The organism is Saccharopolyspora gloriosae (assembly GCF_014203325.1).
In the GTDB taxonomy this organism is placed as follows: Bacteria; Actinomycetota; Actinomycetes; order Mycobacteriales; family Pseudonocardiaceae; genus Saccharopolyspora_C; species Saccharopolyspora_C gloriosae.
The window spans coordinates 2,726,617-2,745,645 of record NZ_JACHIV010000001.1; the positions used below are offsets into that span (position 1 = coordinate 2,726,617).

General features: G+C 70.9%; 19 protein-coding genes. 12 read left to right on the forward strand and 7 right to left on the reverse strand.

Annotated elements, in window-relative coordinates:
* Position 1 precedes the first annotated feature (1 nt).
* Genes BJ969_RS12060 through kstD form a run of 3 tightly spaced genes read right to left on the reverse strand, consistent with a single transcriptional unit; the run spans position 2 to position 3,224 of the window.
* Positions 2-334: a hypothetical protein gene (locus tag BJ969_RS12060; protein WP_184479026.1), complete on the reverse strand. Its 333-nt coding sequence runs from the start codon at positions 332-334 to the stop codon at positions 2-4.
* Complete coding sequence (locus tag BJ969_RS12065) at positions 331-1,482, reverse strand: 3-ketosteroid-9-alpha-monooxygenase, oxygenase component (protein ID WP_184479027.1); 1,152 nt, start codon at positions 1,480-1,482, stop codon at positions 331-333. The genes BJ969_RS12060 and BJ969_RS12065 overlap by 4 nt, the downstream gene beginning before the upstream one ends.
* Positions 1,479-3,224: a 3-oxosteroid 1-dehydrogenase gene (kstD, locus tag BJ969_RS12070; RefSeq protein WP_184479028.1), complete on the reverse strand. Its 1,746-nt coding sequence runs from the start codon at positions 3,222-3,224 to the stop codon at positions 1,479-1,481. The genes BJ969_RS12065 and kstD overlap by 4 nt, the downstream gene beginning before the upstream one ends.
* A gap of 98 nt (positions 3,225-3,322) precedes the next feature.
* On the opposite strand from kstD, the gene BJ969_RS12075 reads away from it, so the two are divergent.
* The 10 genes from BJ969_RS12075 to BJ969_RS12120 all read left to right on the forward strand — a co-directional run bounded on the left by BJ969_RS12075 (position 3,323) and on the right by BJ969_RS12120 (position 13,120).
* On the forward strand, positions 3,323-4,945 hold the full coding sequence (locus tag BJ969_RS12075; protein WP_184479029.1) for an FAD-binding protein: 1,623 nt from the start codon (positions 3,323-3,325) through the stop codon (positions 4,943-4,945).
* Positions 4,938-5,795 (forward strand): 2-keto-4-pentenoate hydratase, encoded by an 858-nt coding sequence (locus BJ969_RS12080; protein ID WP_221315791.1) that lies wholly within the window; start codon positions 4,938-4,940, stop codon positions 5,793-5,795. Before BJ969_RS12075 ends, BJ969_RS12080 begins: the two co-directional genes overlap by 8 nt.
* 37 nt (positions 5,796-5,832) lie before the next feature.
* Positions 5,833-6,747: an acetaldehyde dehydrogenase (acetylating) gene (locus BJ969_RS12085; protein ID WP_184479030.1), complete on the forward strand. Its 915-nt coding sequence runs from the start codon at positions 5,833-5,835 to the stop codon at positions 6,745-6,747.
* Positions 6,744-7,781, forward strand: a complete 1,038-nt coding sequence (dmpG, locus tag BJ969_RS12090; RefSeq protein WP_184479031.1) for a 4-hydroxy-2-oxovalerate aldolase — start codon at positions 6,744-6,746, stop codon at positions 7,779-7,781. The genes BJ969_RS12085 and dmpG overlap by 4 nt, the downstream gene beginning before the upstream one ends.
* 448 nt (positions 7,782-8,229) lie before the next feature.
* A complete protein-coding gene (gene hsaA / locus BJ969_RS12095) occupies positions 8,230-9,408 on the forward strand; it encodes a 3-hydroxy-9,10-secoandrosta-1,3,5(10)-triene-9,17-dione monooxygenase oxygenase subunit (RefSeq protein WP_184479032.1) in 1,179 nt (392 codons plus the stop codon).
* Between the two features lie 11 nt (positions 9,409-9,419).
* Positions 9,420-10,286 (forward strand): 4,5:9,10-diseco-3-hydroxy-5,9,17-trioxoandrosta-1(10),2-diene-4-oate hydrolase, encoded by an 867-nt coding sequence (gene hsaD / locus BJ969_RS12100; RefSeq protein WP_343071357.1) that lies wholly within the window; start codon positions 9,420-9,422, stop codon positions 10,284-10,286.
* 18 nt (positions 10,287-10,304) lie between these two features.
* Positions 10,305-11,207 (forward strand): iron-dependent extradiol dioxygenase HsaC, encoded by a 903-nt coding sequence (gene hsaC, locus BJ969_RS12105; protein WP_184479034.1) that lies wholly within the window; start codon positions 10,305-10,307, stop codon positions 11,205-11,207.
* 208 nt (positions 11,208-11,415) lie between these two features.
* A complete protein-coding gene (gene hsaB, locus BJ969_RS12110) occupies positions 11,416-11,985 on the forward strand; it encodes a 3-hydroxy-9,10-secoandrosta-1,3,5(10)-triene-9,17-dione monooxygenase reductase subunit (RefSeq protein ID WP_184479035.1) in 570 nt (189 codons plus the stop codon).
* 72 nt (positions 11,986-12,057) lie between these two features.
* Positions 12,058-12,531, forward strand: coding sequence for an OsmC family protein (locus BJ969_RS12115; RefSeq protein WP_184479036.1), 474 nt, complete (start codon positions 12,058-12,060; stop codon positions 12,529-12,531).
* Positions 12,532-12,646: 115 nt separating this feature from the next.
* A complete protein-coding gene (locus tag BJ969_RS12120) occupies positions 12,647-13,120 on the forward strand; it encodes an NUDIX hydrolase (protein ID WP_184479037.1) in 474 nt (157 codons plus the stop codon).
* Positions 13,121-13,125: 5 nt separating this feature from the next.
* Here BJ969_RS12120 and BJ969_RS12125 read toward each other — a convergent pair whose 3' ends face one another.
* The gene (locus BJ969_RS12125) at positions 13,126-14,760 is read right to left on the reverse strand and encodes an AMP-binding protein (protein WP_184479038.1); all 1,635 of its coding nucleotides are present in this window, start codon (positions 14,758-14,760) and stop codon (positions 13,126-13,128) included.
* A 4-nt stretch (positions 14,761-14,764) separates the two neighbouring features.
* Positions 14,765-15,928, reverse strand: a complete 1,164-nt coding sequence (locus tag BJ969_RS12130; RefSeq protein WP_184479039.1) for a steroid 3-ketoacyl-CoA thiolase — start codon at positions 15,926-15,928, stop codon at positions 14,765-14,767.
* Positions 15,929-16,164: 236 nt separating this feature from the next.
* On the opposite strand from BJ969_RS12130, the gene BJ969_RS12135 reads away from it, so the two are divergent.
* Positions 16,165-17,391, forward strand: a complete 1,227-nt coding sequence (locus BJ969_RS12135) for a cytochrome P450 (RefSeq protein WP_184479040.1) — start codon at positions 16,165-16,167, stop codon at positions 17,389-17,391.
* A 44-nt stretch (positions 17,392-17,435) separates the two neighbouring features.
* On the opposite strand, the gene BJ969_RS12140 is transcribed toward BJ969_RS12135, so the two are convergent.
* The gene (locus BJ969_RS12140; RefSeq protein WP_184479041.1) at positions 17,436-17,846 is read right to left on the reverse strand and encodes a RidA family protein; all 411 of its coding nucleotides are present in this window, start codon (positions 17,844-17,846) and stop codon (positions 17,436-17,438) included.
* 133 nt (positions 17,847-17,979) lie between these two features.
* Between BJ969_RS12140 and BJ969_RS12145 the strand changes: the two genes are divergently transcribed.
* The gene (locus tag BJ969_RS12145; protein ID WP_184479042.1) at positions 17,980-18,360 is read left to right on the forward strand and encodes a winged helix-turn-helix transcriptional regulator; all 381 of its coding nucleotides are present in this window, start codon (positions 17,980-17,982) and stop codon (positions 18,358-18,360) included.
* 226 nt (positions 18,361-18,586) lie between these two features.
* Here BJ969_RS12145 and BJ969_RS12150 read toward each other — a convergent pair whose 3' ends face one another.
* Positions 18,587-19,027 carry a nuclear transport factor 2 family protein gene (locus BJ969_RS12150; protein WP_184479043.1) on the reverse strand — a complete coding sequence of 147 codons (441 nt, stop codon included), beginning with the start codon at positions 19,025-19,027 and terminating at the stop codon, positions 18,587-18,589.
* Between the last annotated feature and the right edge of the window lie 2 nt (positions 19,028-19,029).

A 19,029-nucleotide genomic window follows, 5' to 3' on the forward strand; every position in this document is an offset into this window, starting at 1 on the left:
CCTACTCCTGCTCCTCGACCGCCCGGACCGACGCGGCGATGCTCTCGTGCAGGTCCGCGCAGCTCTCCACGTGGGCGGTGCTGCCGTCGCGGGCGCGCGCCGCCAGCTCGGGGCACTGCCGGGCCGCCGCCCCCGTCCACTGGATGCTGGTGTGCGACGGGCTGTTCTTCTTCGCCAGCACGCACGCGCCGCACCGGGTGCACTCGACCGGGCGCAGGCCCCCTTCGAGCTGTTCTCGGCGGTCCTCGGCGGTGCGCTCCCGCAGCCGCGCCCGCATCCGCGGATCGTCGGCGAACGAGGGCGCCTTGGCCCAGCCGCCGCCCGCCGTGCTCACCGCCCGTCCGCTCGGCGCGCGAGGTTGTCGGCGACCTCCTGCTCCCACGCGACGTTCGCGCGGGTGGTGTCCACCTCGAACTCGAACCGCCCGGCCATGTCCTCGGTGACGTCGGCGGCGTCGACGTAGAACTGCTCGTACCAGCGCCGCAGCTGGTACACCGGCCCGTCCTCCTCGCACAGCAGCGGATTGTCGATGCGGGTCTTGTTCCGCCAGATCTCCACGTCCTGCAGGAAGCCGACGCTGGTGTTCTTGGCGATCTTGCCCGCCATCTTGTCCGCCTGCTCGTCGGTGAGGCCGGGCAGCTTCTTCGCCAGCACGCCCCACTGCAGGACGAACGAGTTCTCCGTGACCGGGTAGTGGCAGTTGATCAGGATGGTCTCGATGGTCATGCCCTTGTGCTCGTTCCACAGCCTGTCGATCATGTACGACGGCCCGTAGTACGACGCCTCCGAGCGGCCGAAGTTCTCCTCGCCCGCGTAGTTCGACTGCGAGCCGCCGACGTCCGGGCGCCCCTTGGTGTTGAGGTACTGGGTGGCGATGTGGCCTTCGAAGACGTTCTTGAAGTACGTCGGGAACGCGTAGTGCACGTAGAAGAAGTGCGCCATGTCGACGACGTTGTCGATGATCTCCCGGCAGTTCGACCCCTCGATCAGCTCCGAGTCCCAGGTCCAGTTGCTCCACTCCGGGGAGTGCGCCTCGGGCAGTTCCGGCACCACGATGTCCGGCGGTGGCGGGTTGCCCTCCGGGTCGTTCCACACGAACAGCTGCTTGTTGCGCTCCAGGCAGATCCACGCCTTGGTGCGCGCCCGCAGCGGAATCCGCTTGGCGTAGGGGATTCCGACGCAGCGGCCCTCGCCGGACCAGCGCCAGTCGTGGAACGGGCAGGCCACCGCGTCGCCCTTGACGGTGCCCTGGCTGAGGTCGCCGCCCATGTGCCTGCAGTAACCGTCCAGCACGTGCAGCTCGCCGTCGCCGGACTGGAAGACGACGAGCTTCGTGCCGAACGCCTCGACGGCGTGCGGTGATCCGTCCTTGAACGTCTCGGCGAGCCCCAGGCAGTGCCAGCCGCGGGCGAACCTGGTCGGCGGGGTTCCGACGTCGATGGTGCGCACTTCGCTGTCGCCGTTGTTCGACGCCTGCGTCATCGCTGTCTCCTCCGTCCGCCCCTGCCGGGGCTCGAAGCGTGGTCCGTCTCGGCTCGGCCGGTCGCGTCCGCCATGTGCAGCGCGGCCAGGTATCCGAAGGTCATGGCCGGTCCGAGGGTCGCGCCCGGTCCGGCGTAGGTGCGGCCCATGACGGCCGCGCTGGAGTTGCCCGCCGCGTACAGGCCGGGGATCGGGTCGCCGTCCTCGCGCAGCACGCGGGCGTGCACGTCGATGCGCAGCCCGCCCTTGGTGCCGAGGTCCCCCGGCACGATCTTCACCGCGTAGAAGGGTGCGGCGGCCAGCGTCGCCAGGCACGGGTTGGGGCGGTTGAACGGGTCGCCGTAGTAGCGGTCGTAGGCGCTGCGCCCGCGCTGGAAGTCGGTGTCCTCGCCGCCGCGCGCGTGCTCGTTGAACCGGTCGACGGTGCCGCGCAGCCGATCGCGCGGTACGCCGATCTTGTCCGCGAGCTCCTCCACGGTGCTCGCGCGCTGGATCACGCCGGCCGCGTACCAGCGCTTCGGGAACGGCTGGCGCGGTCCCAGGCCCGCGAACACGTAGCGGTCGCGGTAGCGCTGGTCGGCGATCAGCCAGGTCGGGAGGTTGCGCGCGGGCCCGTCGCCCGGCCCGTACATCGCGTGCACCGCGTCCACGTACGGAGCTGCCTCGTTGACGAACCGGCGGCCATCGCCGTTGACCATGATGCAGCCCGGCAGCGTGCGCTCGGCGAGGCAGAACCACGGGCCGCCGGTCAGCGGGATGGACGGGCCCCACCAGGCGTCGTCCATCAGGTCCACCGCGGCGCCGAGTTCCTGGCCTGCGCGGATGCCGTCGCCGATGTTGGCCGCCGCGCCGACGGTCCACGCCGTGCCGATCGGTTCCCGCTGGTGCTGCTTGCGCATCACCTCGTTGCGCTCGAACCCGCCCGCGGCGAGCACGACGCCGCGCCGGGCGTGCAGCTCGACGCGTTGCCCGTCGCGGCGCACGACGACTCCGGTGACGCGTCCCGCGTCGTCCCGGACCAGGTCGAGCAGTTCGGTGCCGAGCCACAGCGGCACCCTGAGGTCGCGCAGCCCGGCCCGCAGCCCTGCCGCGAGCGCCTGGCCCCGCACCAGCAGCCGCTTGCGCAGCAGGTTGGCGAGCATCCAGCGCGCACCGACCCGCACGGCGCGCAGCGCACCGCGGGGGTGGCGGGCGACGAGGTTGAGCCAGCGGAAATCGGCCTGGGTGACGGCGAAGTTGCGCGGGGACTTGGTGAAGTCCGGTTCGAGGTGGGCGAGTTCGTCGCCGAGCAGGTGCCCGTCGAGCGGCTTCGGCTCGATGGAACGCCCGCCGGGGCGTCCGCCGGGCGCTTCGGGGTAGTAGTCGGAGTAGCCCGGCACCCACCGCATCCGCAGCGGGGTGGCGTCGAGCACGGTCGAGAGCATCGCGGGGCCGTGGGCGAGGAAGGCGCGCCGCAGCTCGGCGGGCGCGGTGTCGCCGACGATGTGGTCGAGGTAGGCGTCGGCGGCCTCGGCGGTGTCCGGGAGTCCCCGGCGCGCGAGCACCTCGTTGTTCGGCACCCACACGCCGCCGCCGGAGCGGGCCGTGGAGCCGCCGAAGCGGTCGGCCTTCTCCACCACCACGACGTGCAGGCCCGCCCGCGCGGCGGTGATCGCCGCGGTCATCCCCGCGGCTCCGCTGCCCACCACGACGACGTCGACCTGGGAGCCCGCCGGGTCCGGTGCCGGGACGGATGCGCTCATGTCACCTCCATCGCTCTCAATACTGAAACAGGTTATAGTTTTATCCGCAGTGGCGCTACGGTGATGACCGGAAACATGGACTCGGGTCGGAGATCTCGATGGAGAACCGGTTTCAATCGGAGGACGTCGTGACGGAGGAGCTGTGGGCGGACGTGGTGGTCGTGGGCTTCGGCGTCGCGGGCGCGTGCGCCGCTATCGAAGCCGCCCGCGGCGGAGCCGAGGTCGTACTGCTGGACCGGTTCTCCGGAGGCGGCGCGAGCAGGCTCTCCGGCGGAGTCGTCTACGCGGGCGGCGGCACCCGCCTGCAGCGCGAAGCGGGCGTCGCCGACACGGTCGAGGACATGTACGAGTACCTGCGGCTGGAGACCGGCGACGCCGTGTCGGAGGGCACCCTGCGGCGGTTCTGCGAGCAGAGCCCCGAGATGATCACCTGGCTGGAGGAGTGCGGCGTGCCCTTCGGCAGCGGCCTGGCCCCCTACAAGACGTCCTACCCGAGCAACCGCCACTACCTCTACTACTCGGGCAGCGAGGCCTCCGGCGGATTCCGCGACGTCGCCCGCCCCGCGCCGCGCGGACACCGCGCCTACGGGCGCGGGACCTCCGGCAAGGTCCTGTTCGCCGCGCTTGCCGCCGCGGTGCGCGCCGCCGGCGTGCGGATCGTCGACCAGACCCGGTGCACCGACCTGATCACCGACCCCACCGGCCGAGTCCGCGGAGTGCAGTGCGAGTCGCTGACCACCGCCTCCCGCCGAGCGCGGCGCACGCACCGGGCGGCGGCGAAGTTCGCCGCGAAACCCGGCCTCTACGTGCCCGCGCTGGGCAAGCGCCTGCACGCGGTGGCCGAGCGGGTGGAGCGGCGCCACGCGCGCCCGCTGCGCGTGCGGGCCAGGCGCGGTGTCGTGCTCGCCGCGGGCGGCTTCGTCGCGAACCGGGAGATGCTGCGCCGCCACGCCCCGCTGTACCGGGGCGGGCTGCCGCTGGGCACGCGCGGCGACGACGGCAGCGGCATCCGGCTCGGCACCGCGGCGGGCGGCGCGACGGACAAGATGGAGAAGGTCTCGGCGTGGCGGTTCATCACCCCGCCCAGCCCGTTCCTCGGCGCGGTCCTCGTCGACGAGCACGGCGACCGGGTCTGCGACGAATCCCGCTACGGCGCCGCGCTCGGCGACGCGCTGATCAACCACCACGGCGGTCGCGGCTGGCTGCTGATCGACGCCGAGCTGCGGCGGGAGGCGCTGCGCCGGTTGCGCGAGCAGACCGTGTGGTTCCAGCTGATGCAGGCGCTGCACCTGCTGGGCGGGCGGTCGGTGAGCGCGCCGACCCTCGCCGAGGTGGCGGTGCGCGCGGGCATCGACCCGGTGCGCTTGCGCAAGACCGCGGAGGCGCACGACGGCGCGGCGGACGGCGAAGACCCCGCGGGCAAACCGGCGGAGTTCGTGCGGCGGCTGCGCACCCCGCCGTTCACGCTGCTCGACATCTCCATCCGGCCCAGCGTCGCCTACCCGTGCCCGATGCTGACCCTCGGCGGGCTGGTCACCGACGAGACGACCGGCGCGGTGCTCGACGACGACCGCGCCCCGATCCCCGGCCTCTACGCGGCGGGCCGCACTGCCGCGGGCTTGTGCTCGAACTCCTACGTCAGCGGCCTCTCGCTCGCCGACTGCGTGTTCTCCGGACGCCGAGCGGGCCGCCACCTCGCGGGAACGGACGCCGATGGCTGACCGCGCCGAGACCTCGGGCGTCCACCGCCCGCAAGCACCTGACACCGGAGGCACCGTGCTCACCAGCGAACAACGCGACGAGCTGGCGCTGCGGCTGCGCGACGCCGAGCGGGACCGGGCGCCGATCGCGCCCCTGATCGACTCGCACCCGCGCCTCACCGCCGTCGACGCCTACGAGATCCAGCTCGCCAACATCCGCCGCAGGCTGCCCGGCACCGAGGTCGTCGGGCACAAGGTGGGCCTGTCCTCCCCGGTGATGCAGGCGATGATGGGCGTCGACGAACCCGACTACGGCCACCTGCTCGCCGACATGCGCCTGTCCGAGGACGAGCCGATCGAAGCGGCGCGCTACTGCTTCCCCCGGGTGGAGGTGGAGGTCGGCTTCCTGCTCGGCGCGGACCTGCCCGGCGAATCCTGCACCGAACAGGACGTGCTGGCGGGCACCGAGGCGCTGGTGCCGTCGATCGAGCTCATCGACAGCCGCATCACCGACTGGCGGATCAGCCTCGCCGACACCATCGCCGACAACGCCTCCTCGGCCGGTTTCCTGCTGGGAGCGGCCAGGATCGCGCCGGACGCGGTCGACCCGCGCGCCATCGACGTGGTGCTGCGCCGCGACGGCTACCGGATCGCCGAGGGCAGCTCGGACGCCGTGCTCGGCGATCCGACGACGGCGGTGGCGTGGCTGGCGCGGAAAGTCGCCGGGTTCGGCGTCCGGCTGCGCGCCGGGCACGTGGTGCTGCCCGGATCGTGCACCAGGGCCGTCGACGTGGCCTCCGGGCAGCGCTTCGAAGCCGAGTTCGGCACCGGCGGCCACCAGCTCGGCGCGGTGTCCGCGTCCTTCCGGTGACCAGGAACAGACCGACGAGGGTGCGAGGAGCTTGATGATGAGTCCAGGCAAGGCGACCGCGGCGATCGTGGGATCCGGAAACATCGGCACCGACCTGCTCTACAAGCTGAGCCGGTCCCCGGTGGTCGAACCCCGCTGGATGATCGGCATCGACCCGGCGAGCGAAGGGCTGCGCCGGGCGGCCGATCTCGGCGTGCGCACCAGCGCTGACGGGGTGGACTGGCTGCTGGCGCAGGACGACCGGCCGGACCTGGTCTTCGAGGCCACCTCGGCGGGAGTGCACCGCGCGAACGCGCCCCGCTACGCGAGCGCGGGCATCCGCGCGATCGACCTCACCCCGGCCGCGGTGGGTCCGCCGGTGGTGCCGCCGGTGAACATCGGCGCGCACCTGGAGGCGCCCAACGTCAACCTGATCACCTGCGGCGGCCAGGCGACGATCCCGATGGTGCACGCGGTGTCCCGCGTCGCGCCGGTGAGCTACGCGGAGATCGTCGCCTCGGTCGCGTCCGTGTCGGCGGGCCCCGGTACCCGCGCGAACATCGACGAGTTCACCAAGACCACCGGCCTGGGCATCGAGACCATCGGCGGCGCCGAGCGCGGCAAGGCGATCATCGTGCTCAATCCCGCGGACCCGCCGATGATCATGCGCGACACCATCTTCTGCGCCGTGGCACCGGATTCCGACACCGACGCGATCGGCGAGTCCATCACCCGCATGGCCCGGGAGATCGCCGAGTACGTCCCCGGCTACCGCCTGCTCGGCGAGCCCCAGTTCGACGCCGCCGACGACCACGTCCGCGTCGCCACCTTCGTCGAGGTCGCCGGCGCCGGGGACTTCCTGCCGCCGTACTCCGGAAATCTCGACATCATGACCGCCGCCGCCGTGCGCGTGGGCGAGGAGCTCGTCCGAGCGGGCGCGCGGCCGGACACCGCAGAGGAGCGAATCTCGTGACCGAGCTGCCCAGGACGTTCTCCGAATCGCTGGACCTGCGGGTGACCGACACGTCGCTGCGCGACGGCTCGCACCACAAGCGCCACCAGTTCACCGCCGAGGAGGTGCGCGACATCGTCGCCGCGCTCGACGGCGCCGGGGTGCCGGTGATCGAAGTGACCCACGGCGACGGGCTCGGCGGCTCGTCGTTCAACTACGGCTTCTCCCGCACCCCGGAGCAGGAGCTGATCGCGCTCGCGGCCCGCACCGCCGTGCACGCCCGGATCGCGTTCCTGATGCTGCCCGGCGTGGGCGTGCTCGACGACATCGTCCGCGCGCAGGACAACGGCGCCGCGGTGTGCCGGATCGCCACGCACTGCACCGAGGCCGACGTCTCCGAGCAGCACTTCCGGCTGGCCAGGCAGCGCGGGCTGGAGACCGTGGGCTTCCTGATGATGGCGCACTCCCAGCCGCCGGAATCGCTGGCGAAGCAGGCGCGGATCATGGTCGACGCGGGCTGCCAGTGCGTGTACGTGGTCGACTCGGCCGGTGCGCTGGTGCTGGAGCAGGTCGCCGACCGGGTCGCGGCCATCGTCGCCGAAGTCGGCGACGACGCCCAGGTCGGCTTCCACGGGCACGAGAACCTCGGCGTGGCGGTGGCGAACTCCATCGCCGCCGCGCGGGCGGGCGCGGTGCAGATCGACGGCAGCGCCCGCAGGTTCGGCGCCGGTGCGGGCAACACTCCGGTGGAGGCGTTCGTCGGGGTGTGCGACAAGCTGGGCATCCGCACCGGCGTGGACTTCTTCGCGATGGCCGACGCCGCCGAGCGCGTGGTGCGCCCGGCGATGCCGCAGGAGTGCCTGCTGGACCGCTCGGCGCTGATGATGGGCTACGCGGGCGTGTACTCCAGCTTCCTCAAGCACGCCGAACGCCAGGCCGAGCGCTACGGCGTGGACGCCGGGGACCTGCTGGTGCGCGCGGGGGAGCGCAAGCTCGTCGGCGGGCAAGAGGACCAACTCATCACCCTCGCCTTGGAACTGGCCTCTTCCGGATGACCTGCGTAGTGGTCGGGTGGCGGAACCTCAGCGGTTTCCTCGCTGCGGGATCTTTTTTCCAAGTGGCTCCGCCACGAGGGAAAAAGCTGTCCTCGCGAGGAAACCGCTGAGAACCCGCCGGTGGTCGGCTTGCTCTGGTGGTCGCTGCTCAGCGGCTCCGGGCCGCTGACAGGACAACGATCAAAAGATCATTCGGTACAACCTTTCGATCATTCTATCCACAATGGACGTTTCGATTCGACGGGGCTGGAGCGTGCTGCGGCTTTCTCGGCTCGGGTGGCCCGGCGGAGTGCTCGACACTAACGAGAACATGTTCTAGTATTGGCCGCGTTGTGATCGCCGATCAGGGAACTTCGCGGAGCAGCAATCCGCTCCGGTCCGCCGGTTCTGCGGCGGAACGGGTTCCACATCGTGCTCGTGCGGCGGGTGCGGGAACGGGAGCGCTTGGATGAGCGACCAGGACGGCCAACGGGTCATCGAGGAAGTGCGGCAGTTGCTCCCGGTGCTGCGCGAACGCGCGCAGAAGGCCGAGGACGCCCGCCGGGTCCCCGAGGAATCGATCGAGGAGCTGCAGCGGACCGGCTTCTTCAAGCTGCTGCAACCGGCCCGGCACGGCGGCTACGAGGCAGACCCCGTCGACTTCTACACCGCGGTGCGGCTCATCGGCAGCGCGTGCGGCTCGACGGGCTGGGTCGCCTCCATCATCGGCGTCCACCCGTGGCACCTCGCGCTGTTCTCCGCGCAGGCGCAGGACGAGGTGTGGGGTGAGGACGCGAGCACGCTCGTGTCGTCCTCGTACGCGCCGATGGGCAAGGCGAAGCTGGTCGACGGCGGCTACCGGTTGTCCGGGCGGTGGAGCTTCTCCTCCGGCTGCGACCACGCCCGGTGGGTGTTCGTCGGGGGACCCGCCTACAACGACGCGGGCGAACCCGTCGACTTCTGCACCTACCTGCTGCCGCTGGGCGACTACCGGATCGACGACGTGTGGGACACCGTGGGCCTGCGCGGCAGCGGCAGCAACGACATCGTCGTGGACGACGTGTTCGTGCCCGCGCACCGGGCGCTGAGCTTCATGGCGATGACCGAGACGCGGTGCCCCGGCCACGAGGTCAACACCTCGCCGCTGTACCGGCTGCCGTGGGGCACGGTGCACCCGACGACGATCACCGCACCGATCATCGGGATGGCCCAGGGCGCCTACGACGCGCACGTCGAGCACCAGGGCAAGCGCGTGCGGGCGGCCTACGCGGGGGAGAAGTCCAAGGAGGACCCGTTCGCGAAGGTGCGGATCGCCGAGGCCGCCAGCGAGATCGACGCGGCCTGGCTGCAGCTGACCCGCAACATCTCCGAGGAGTACGAACTGCTCAAGGCCGGCCAGGAGGTCCCGATGGCGCTGCGGCTGCGCGCCCGCCGCGACCAGGTCCGCGGCACCGCCCGGTCCATCGAGGCGATCGACCGGCTCTTCGAGAACTCCGGCGGCCGGGCCCTGGCCAGCGGCACCCCGATCCAGCGCTTCTGGCGCGACGCGCACGCCGGCCGCGTCCACGCGGCCAACGACCCCGAGCGCGCCTACACCATGTTCGGCACGGGCGAGTTCGGCCTGCCGATCAAGGACTCGATGGTCTGATGGGAGAATTCGTGGCCACCGCAACGGAAACCGAGCCGACCACCCGCGTCGCCGAACTGCCCTCAGGCCTGCGGCTGCAGTACCACGAGGCCGGGACCGGGCACCCCGACACGGTGGTGATGCTGCACGGCGGCGGACCCGGTGCGTCGGCGTGGAGCAACTTCAGCCGCAACTTCGAGGTCTTCGCGCAGCGGTTCCGCACCATCGCCGTGGACCAGCCCGGATTCGGCGGCTCCAGCAAACCCACCGAGCACGGCCAGTACTTCACCCACAGCGCCACCGCCCTGCGCGAGCTGTTCGACGAGCTGCGCCTCGACCGGGCGCACCTGCTGGGCAACTCGCTCGGCGGCGGCACCGCCGTCCGCTTCGCGCTCGACCACCCCGACCGGGCCGGGCGCCTGGTGCTGATGGGACCGGGCGGGCTGAGCATCAACCTGTTCGCGCCGGACCCCACCGAAGGTGTGCGGCGGCTCTCCGAGTTCGGCGCGCCACCCGGCCCGAGCAAGGAGAAGCTCGAAGCGTTCCTGCGGACCATGGTGCACGACCAGTCCCTGATCACCGACGAGCTCGTCGAGCAGCGCTACGCGGCGGCCTCCTCCCCGGAGTCGCTGGCCGCGATGCGCGCCATGGGCGAGTCGTTCCGCCGCGCGGAGACCTTCGAACAGGGCATGTTGTGGCGGGAGGCCTACCGCCTGCGCCAGCGGGTGCTGCTGGTGTGGGGCCGCGAGGACCGGGTGAACCCGCTCGACGGCGCGCTGCTGGCGCTGAAACTGATCCCCCGCGCGCAACTGCACGTGTTCGGCGGCTGCGGGCACTGGGCGCAGGTCGAGAAGTTCGCCGAGTTCAACCGGATCACCCAGGACTTCTTGCTGGACTGACGACCGAGGGAGTGCGCGATGGGCATCCGTTCGCTGGGATATCTGCGGATCGAGGCCACCGACGTCGAGGCGTGGCGGGTGTTCGGCACCAAAGTCCTCGGCATGATCGAAGGCGACGGCCCCGACCCGGAAGCCGTCTACTTCCGGATGGACGACTTCCCGGCGCGGCTTGTGATCGTGCCCGGCGAGGCCGACCGGCTCGCCCAGACCGGCTGGGAAGCCGCCAACGAGGCCGAGATGCACGAGGTGGCGCGCAACCTGGAAGCCGCCGGGGTCTCCTACAAGGAGGGCGACGCCGCCGACCTCGCCGACCGCCGCGTCAACGGCCTGATCCGCTTCGAAGACCCCTCCGGCAACACCCAGGAGGTCTTCCACGGCGCCGAACTGCGGCACCGCCGCGTGGTGAGCCCGTACGGGCACCGGTTCGTCACCGAGGAACAAGGACTCGGGCACGTGGTGCTGTCCACCCACGACGACGCGGCGGCACTGCGCTTCTACCGGGACGTGCTCGGGTTCCGGCTGCGCGACTCGATGCGGCTGCCCCCGGAACTGGTGGGCAGGCCGTCGGACGGCGAACCGGCGTGGCTGCGCTTCTTCGGCTGCAACCCGCGCCACCACAGCCTCGCGTTCATGCCGATGCCCACGCCCAGCGGCATCGTGCACCTCATGGTCGAAGTCGCCGACGTCGACGACGTGGGCCTCACCCTCGACCGCGCGCACCGGCGGAAGGTGCCCATGTCGGCGACGCTCGGCAGGCACGTCAACGACCTGATGCTGTCGTTCTACATGAAGACGCCCGGCGGCTTCGACGTCGAATTCGGCTGCGAAGGCAGGCAGGTCGAGGACGAGGACTGGATCGCGCGGGAGAGCACCGCGGTCAGCCTCTGGGGCCACGACTTCAGCATCGGGATGCAGGGGTGATGCGGCCTGCGTAGCGGGTCGGGTGGCGGAACCTCAGTCGTCATCTCGCTGCGGGATCTTCTTCCCGAGTGGCTCCGCCACGAGGGAAAAAGCCGTCCTCGCGAGAAGACTGAGAACCCGCGGGTGGCCGGCTTGCGCTAGCTGGTCACTGCTCAGCGGCTTCGCCGTTGACAAGATCGGAAGATGAACGTGGGAGGGCTTGTTCGTCATGGCCGGAGACGTCGAGGTTGCGGGGGAAAGCGGTTCGGCCGGGCTTGATCAGGTCAGGTTTCGGCGGGTGCTCGGGCGGTTCTGCACCGGGGTCACCGTGGTGGCCGGGATGGACGGGGAGCGGCCGGTCGGGTTCACCTGCCAGTCGTTCGCCGCGTTGTCGCTGGAGCCGCCGCTGGTGCTGTTCTGCCCCGGCCGGAGTTCGCGGACCTGGCCGCTGCTGGCCGAATCCGGGCGGTTCTGCGTGAACGTGCTCGCCGATCGGCAGGAGGCGGTGAGCACCGTGTTCGGCCGCGGCGGCGTCGACAAGTTCGCCGAGGTCGGCTGGCACCCCGGCCCGTCCGGTTCACCCGTGCTCGACGACGTCCTCGCCTGGGCGGACTGCACGGTCGAAGCCGTGCACGAAGCAGGCGACCACTACGTCGTGATCGGCCGGGTGCAGGCGCTCGGCGAGGGCGACGCCCGCAACCCCCTGCTGTTCTACCGAGGCGCCTACGCGGGCGTCCGAGCCGAAGCAGGCCCCCTCGACGCTCTGCTGGCCTGGCCGAGCCAGGACGACTGGCTCTGACACCGGGCCCGGTGCGGCGATACCGGAGGCGTCCTCCTTCCTGGAGCGGCGATCATGCGGTATACAACCAGTATGCCGAACACTCATGCTTACACCGCGACGGTGACCTGGACCGGGAACACCGGAGGTGGCACGACGTCCTACCGGGACTTCAGCCGCGACCACGTGGTGGAGGTCGCGGGCAAGCCGCGGGTGGAGGCCTCCGCCGACCCGGCGTTCCGCGGGGATCCGGCCCGGCTCAACCCGGAGGACCTGCTCGTGGCCTCGTTGTCGGAATGCCACCTGCTCACGTACCTGTCGTTGTGCTCGAACTCCGGCGTGGTGGTGTTGAGCTACCAGGACGAGGTCCGCGGCACCATGGCCGAGAGCGTCGGCGGTGGCGGGCGGTTCACCGAAGTGGTGCTCCGCCCGAAGGTGACGGTGGCGGACGAGTCGATGCTCGCGAAGGCCGAGCGGCTGCACGAACTGGCCCACCGCAACTGCTTCATCGCCAACTCCGTCAACTTCCCCGTCCGCCACGAACCGCAGATCACCGTCGTGGGTTGAGGGGTCGCACTTCGGCCGCGGGGGACCCGGACGTCGAGCGCTGGACGTCACCGCCCTCGGCGGTCGTGGCGGTCGTCTTGGTCCAGGCGCCGAGACGGCCTCCTACGATGTCGGGATGAGCACCAGGCTGGCCGCGTACGCGGTGTGCGCGCAGGACGGCCGGGTGCTGCTCGTGCGCTGCGCGGAACCGAACGGCGAGCACACCTGGAGCCTCCCGGGCGGCGGGGTCGAGCACGGCGAGGACCCGTTCCACGCGGTGGTCCGGGAAGTGGCCGAGGAAACGGGCTGCGACGCGGTGGTCGAGCGCCTGCTCGGCGTCGACTCGCGAGTGATTCCCGCGGCCGAGCGCTGGGTTCCCGGCCGGGAACCGCACCAGAACGTCGGCGTCTTCTACCGAGTCCGCATCACCGGTGGCGAACCACGACCGGAGCCGAACGGCGCGACGAGCGAACCGATGTGGACGCCGATCCCGGACATCGCCCACCTCCGGCGCTCCTCCCTGGTCGACGTCGGCCTCGCCCTGGCCCGGACCACCCCGGCCACCGGCCACGTGGCCCCCGTCCCCACCGGCGGCCTGCTCCAGCACTGAACCGTTCACCGCAGTTCGTGTTTGAGGACTTTGCCGCTGGGGTTTCGGGGGAGGGCGGGGCGGAACTCGACGTGGCGGGGGAGCTTGTAGTTCGCGAGGTGGTCGCGGCAGAAGGTCAGGACGTCGTGCTCGGTGAGGGCGTGGCCGGAGCGCGCGACCACGTAGGCCTTGCCGACTTCGCCGAGGCGGTCGTCGGCGACTCCGATCACGGCGGTCTCCGCGACGCCGTCGAGGCGGGCGAGCGCCTGCTCCACCTCCGCCGGGTACACGTTGAAGCCGCCGCAGATGTACATGTCCTTGAGCCGGTCGGTGATGGTGAGGCCGCCGCGGGAGTCCACGCGGCCGACGTCGCCGGTGTGCAGCCAGCCGTCCGCGTCGATGGCGGCGGCGGTCTGCTGCGGGTCGTCGCGGTAGCCGAGCATGGTGTTCGGGCCGCGCAGCAGGACCTCGCCGGTGGAGCCGGCGGGGACGGGGCGGCCGGCGGCGTCGGCGATGCGCAGCTCGAATCCGGCGGTGGGCCGGCCGCAGGTGTTCGCGACGGTCTCGTCGTCATCGTCGGACCGGCACATGGTGGCGACGACGGCTTCGGTCAGCCCGTAGGCGGTGAGGACGGTGGCGAAGCTCAGCTCGCGCTGCATCCGCTCGATCAGCACCACCGGCACCGACGCTGCCCCGGTCACCGCTAGCCGCAGGCTGGAGAGGTCGTGCTCGGCGCGCGCCGGTTCGTCCAATATGGACTGGTAGAGGGTCGGGGCGCCGGGCAGCACGGTGATCCGCTCGCGCTGCACCAGGTCGAGCGCCGCGCGGGTGTCGAACACCGGCATCGGCACGATCGTCGCGCCGCGCAGCAGGCAGACGAGGATGCCCGCTCTGTAGCCGAAGCTGTGGAAGAACGGGTTCACCACGAGGTAGCGGTCCGCGGCGTTCACTTCGCCGTGCCCGGCCCACGCGTCGGCGACCGCGAGCGCCTGCCGGTGCGCGCTGAGCACGCCTTTGCTGCGCCCCGTCGTCCCGGAGGTGTAGAGCATGTCGCTGAGGTCGGTGCCGCGCACGCTCGCGGCCACCTCCGACGCGCGCTGGGCGGGCACGGATCGCGCGCGGTCGCCGACGTCCGCCCAGTCCGTGCACCAGGGCACGGGCGGTTCGGTGCGCTCCACCGGCAACCGCAGCACGGTGCGCAACGCGGGCAGGCCGGGAATCGGCCCGGCCGAGCCGGTTCCGCCGGAGGAATCAGGGCCGCGGTCGTCCCTAGCCGCATCGGCGCGCAGCTCCGCCGCCCGATCGCGGCCCAGGAACGTCCCCGCCACGACCAGCGCGCTCGCCGAGCTGCGTTCCAGCACGTCGCGCGTTTCCGAGGCGGTGAACCGGGTGTTGATCGGGACCAGCACCGCGCCGACGTGCAGCGCGGCCAGCGCGGCGATGACCCAGTGGTGGGTGTTGGGGGCGTTCAAGGCGACCCGATCGCCGGGCCGGACGTCCTCGGCGAGCAGGAACCGGGCAAGTTCGCGGACCCGCTCGCGCAGCTCCCGGTAGGTCAGCCGCACCTCGTGCTCACCGGAGTGGTCCACCAGCGCCTCGCCGTCGCCGAAGGACTCGGCGGCGCGGTCCAGCGCGGCGGGCACCGTTTCCGGAACGTGCATGGGCTCAGATCCGTTCGATGATCGTTCCGGTGGACAGCGCGCCGCCCGCGCACATCGTGATCAGGGCGGTCGTCGCGTCCCGGCGCTCCAGTTCGTGCAGCGCGCTGGTGATCAGGCGGGCGCCGGTGCTGCCGACCGGATGGCCCAGCGCGATGGCGCCGCCGTTGACGTTGACCCGATCCCAATCGGGGCGGTGCACGTCGGCCCAGGACAGCACGACCGAGGCGAACGCCTCGTTCACCTCGAACAGGTCGATGTCGCCGATCTTCATCCCGCTGCGTTCGAGCACCCGGCTGGTGGCCTGCACCGGGCCGTCCAAGTGGTAGTAGGGCTCGGCGCCGACGAGGCATTGCGCGACGATCCGGGCGCGCGGGCGCAGGCCCAGGGCGCGGGCGCGGTCGGCGTCGGCCAGCAGCACTCCCGCGGCGCCGTCGGAGATCTGCGAGGCGGTGCCCGCGGTGTGCGATCCGCCCTCCAGCACGGGTTTCAGTGCGGCCAGCGCCTGTTCGCTGGTGTCGCGCAGGCCCTGGTCGCGGGTGACGAGGGTCGTCTCGCCGGTGGCGGCGCCGTCGCCGTCGAGCACGGGCGCGCGGGTCTGCACGATCTCGCGGGCGAACCGGCCGTCGTCCCACGCGGCGCGGGCGCGCTGCTGCGAACGCACCCCGAACCGGTCGATGTCGGCCCGGCTCAACCCGCGGCGCGCGGCGATGCGGTCGGCGGCCAGGTACTGGTTCGGCATGTCGATGTCCCAGGAATCGGGTCTGGGACGGCCCGCGTCGGAGCCGATGTTGGCGCCCAGCGGCACCCGGCTCATCGCCTCCACGCCGCAGGCCATGCCGAAATCGATGGCGCCGGTGCTGATCAGGCCCGCGATCAGGTGGGTGGCCTGCTGTGCCGAGCCGCACTGCGCGTCGATCGTCGTGCAGCCCGCTTGCTCCGGAAGTCCGGAGTGCAGCCAGGCGGTGCGGGTGAGGTTTCCCGCCTGAGCCCCGGCCTGCGTGACGCAACCGCCGATGACCTGCTCGACGAGTTCGGGCGCGAGGCCGGTGCGTTCCAGCAGGCCGCGTTGCGCCGCCCCGAGGACCTCTGCCGGGTGCAGGCCGGACAGCCAGCCCCGGCGCTTGCCGATCGGAGTGCGCGCCGCGTCCACGATCACCGGATTGCCCACGGTCTTCTCCCCTCGGTGCGAACAGCCGAGTACGAATGTAGAACGTGTTCTCGCATGCGGCAAGGATCTGGGCGCGGGGTGATGGACCGCCGGAGTGCGTAGTGTCATCGCCCCTTGATTGGCGGACATCGCCCTGGTTACTGGGGTTTACTTATCCGGGGCGCTGTGGTTCGGTTCACATAGAACAAGTTCTCTTTATTGATCTCGTGGCTCCGTGCGGACCGCAGGAGGTTGCCGTGGTCTCCCCCCACATCCCGGCCGGCTTCGACTTCACCGACCCAGACCTCTACGCCGAGCGATTGCCGATGCAGGAGTTCGCCGAACTCCGGCGCACCGCTCCGGTGTGGTGGAACCCGACTCCGCGTGGCAAAGCCGGGTACGACGACGAGGGCTACTGGGTGGTGAGCAAGCACGCCGACGTCAAGGAGATCTCCCGTCGCAGCGAGGTGTTCTCCTCCTGGGAGAACACCGCGATCACCCGGTTCAACGAGGAGATGAACCGCGAGCAGATCGAGATGCAGCGGCTGATCCTGCTCAACATGGACCCGCCCGAGCACACCAAGCTGCGCAGCATCGTCTCCCGCGGGTTCACGCCGCGCGCCATCAACGGCCTCAGCGCGGCGCTCAACGAACGGGCCGAACGCATCGTGTCCGCGGCCGTCGCCGGTGAGACCGGGGACTTCGTCACCGACGTGGCCTGCGAACTGCCGCTGCAGGCCATCGCGGAACTGCTGGGCATCCCGCAGGAGCACCGCAAGGACATCTTCGACTGGTCCAACCAGATGATCGCCTACGACGACCCGGAATACCAGATCGACCCGACCACGGCCGCGACCGAACTGCTCGGCTACAGCATGAACATGGCCGAGCAGCGCCGCGGTTGCCCGATGGACGACATCGTGACGAAGCTGGTGAACGCCGACGTCGACGGGCACAAGCTCAACGACGACGAGTTCGGCTTCTTCGTGCTGCTGCTGGCCGTCGCGGGCAACGAGACCACCCGCAACGCGATCACCCACGGCATGCACGCGCTGCTGGAGCACCCCGAGCAGTGGGAGCTGTTCAAGGCCGAGCGCCCGGCCACCACCGCCGACGAGATCGTGCGGTGGGCGACGCCGGTGATGTCGTTCCAGCGCACCGCCCTCGCCGACGTCGAACTGCGCGGCACGCCGATCAAGCAGGGCGACCGGGTGGCGATGTTCTACAGTTCGGCGAACTTCGACCCCGAAGTCTTCGACGCCCCGGAGCGCTTCGACGTCACCCGCGATCCGAACCCGCACGTCGGCTTCGGCGGCACCGGCGCGCACTACTGCCTGGGTGCGAACCTGGCGCGGCTGGAGATCGACCTGATCTTCAAAGCGATCGCGGAGCAGATGCCCGGCATCAAGAAGGTCGCCGAACCGCGTCGGTTGCGCTCCGGCTGGCTCAACGGCATCAAGGAGTTCCAAGTCCGCTACCGGTGAGCCGTGCGGTCCAGGTGAGCGCTCCCTCCCTGCGGAGGGAGCGCTCAGCCGTCGATGACGGCGGTGGCCTCGACCTCGACGAGCATGTCCGGCTCGGCGAGGGCGGCGACGCCGATGCCCGTGAACGGCGGGAGCGGGGTGGTGCCGAGCTTCGCCGCGGCGCGAGCCACTCCTTCCTCGAACAGCGGGAACTTCTCGGGCGTCCAGTCGACGAGGTACGCGGTCAGCTTCGCCACGTCGTCGAACGTCGCTCCGGCCGCCTCCAGCGCGGTGCCGATGTTGAGGTAGCACTGCTCGACCTGGGCGGTGAAATCGCCCTCGCCGACCCGGCCGCCGTCGGCGTCGCGGGCGACCTGGCCGGCGATGAAGACCAGCTTCGATCCGGTGGCGACCGAGACCTGCCGGTAGAGGTCGACCGTCGGCAACCCGTCCGGGTTCACCAGGTTGATGGTCATGTTGCGCGCCTCCTCGTGCTGAGCCCGCGGGCTCGTCCGGACCGCGCGGTCCGGTCTCTTGTGGTTACTCGGGAACCATAGGAGAGTGTGCGATGACGAGGAAGAACGCACTTTCCAGTGACCGAGGAACCAGATGGTGACCAAGCAGCTCAAAGGCACGCCCGAGGACGCGGACCTGACGCGCGCCGACTCGCTGGCGCGGGAGATCTTCTCCGACATCGCGAACAAGTGGGCGCTGCTGATCATCGACGCGCTGGGGGAGCGGACCCTGCGCTTCACCGGACTGCGCGCGGAGGTCGAGGGCATCAGCCACAAGATGCTCACCCAGAACCTGCGCATGCTGGAGCGCAACGGTCTCGTGGAGCGGACCGTGCACCCGACCGTGCCGCCGCGCGTGGAGTACGCCCTCACCGAGCCGGGCCGCGACCTGCGCAAGACGGTCCACTGGATGTGCGACTGGACGCACCAGCACTTCCACCACATCGAAGGAGCCCGCCGCCGCTTCGACGGGTGAGCGGTCCTTTCGGAATGACCTGCGTAGTGGGTCGCTCGGCGGAACCTCAGCGGCTTCCTCGCTGCGGGATCGATTTCTCATGTAGCAGCCCTACACAGCGAAATCGCTGTCCTCGCGAGGACGGCTTTTTCCCTCGTGGCGGAGCCACTCGGGAAAAAGATCCCGCAGCGAGGAAACCGCTGAGGTTCCGCCACCCGGCCATCTGCGGCTCAGGACCGAAGAGAAGTCAGGGTTTGTGCAGTGTCGTCATGGCTCGGTCGAATTCCCAGAAGGCTCGCATGGACACGAGCCTGCCCTGGTCGTCGACCCGGTAGACGAACACGCCTTCGGCGTCCATGACGGAGCCGTCGGGCAGGTGGGTGCGGATGAAGCCGGTGTTGGCCACCTCGTCTCCGGCGGCGAACGAGTCGAGGACGTGGAAAACGAGGCGTTCCGCGGTGGAGATCACCGAGTCCCAGAACGCCTCGATCCCCTCCCTGCCGTGGTGCCCGAGCCCGGTGGGGTCCAGCGGGGATTCGCCCACCGGGTCCTGGATCACGGCGTCCGGGGCGAACAGCGCGAGCCATTCCTGCTTGGCCCCGCGCACCACGGCGTCCATCGAGGCGCGCGCCGCCCGGCGGGCCGGGTGCTCGGCGGTGGTGGCTTTCCAGACGACGTCGGCGTGCATGG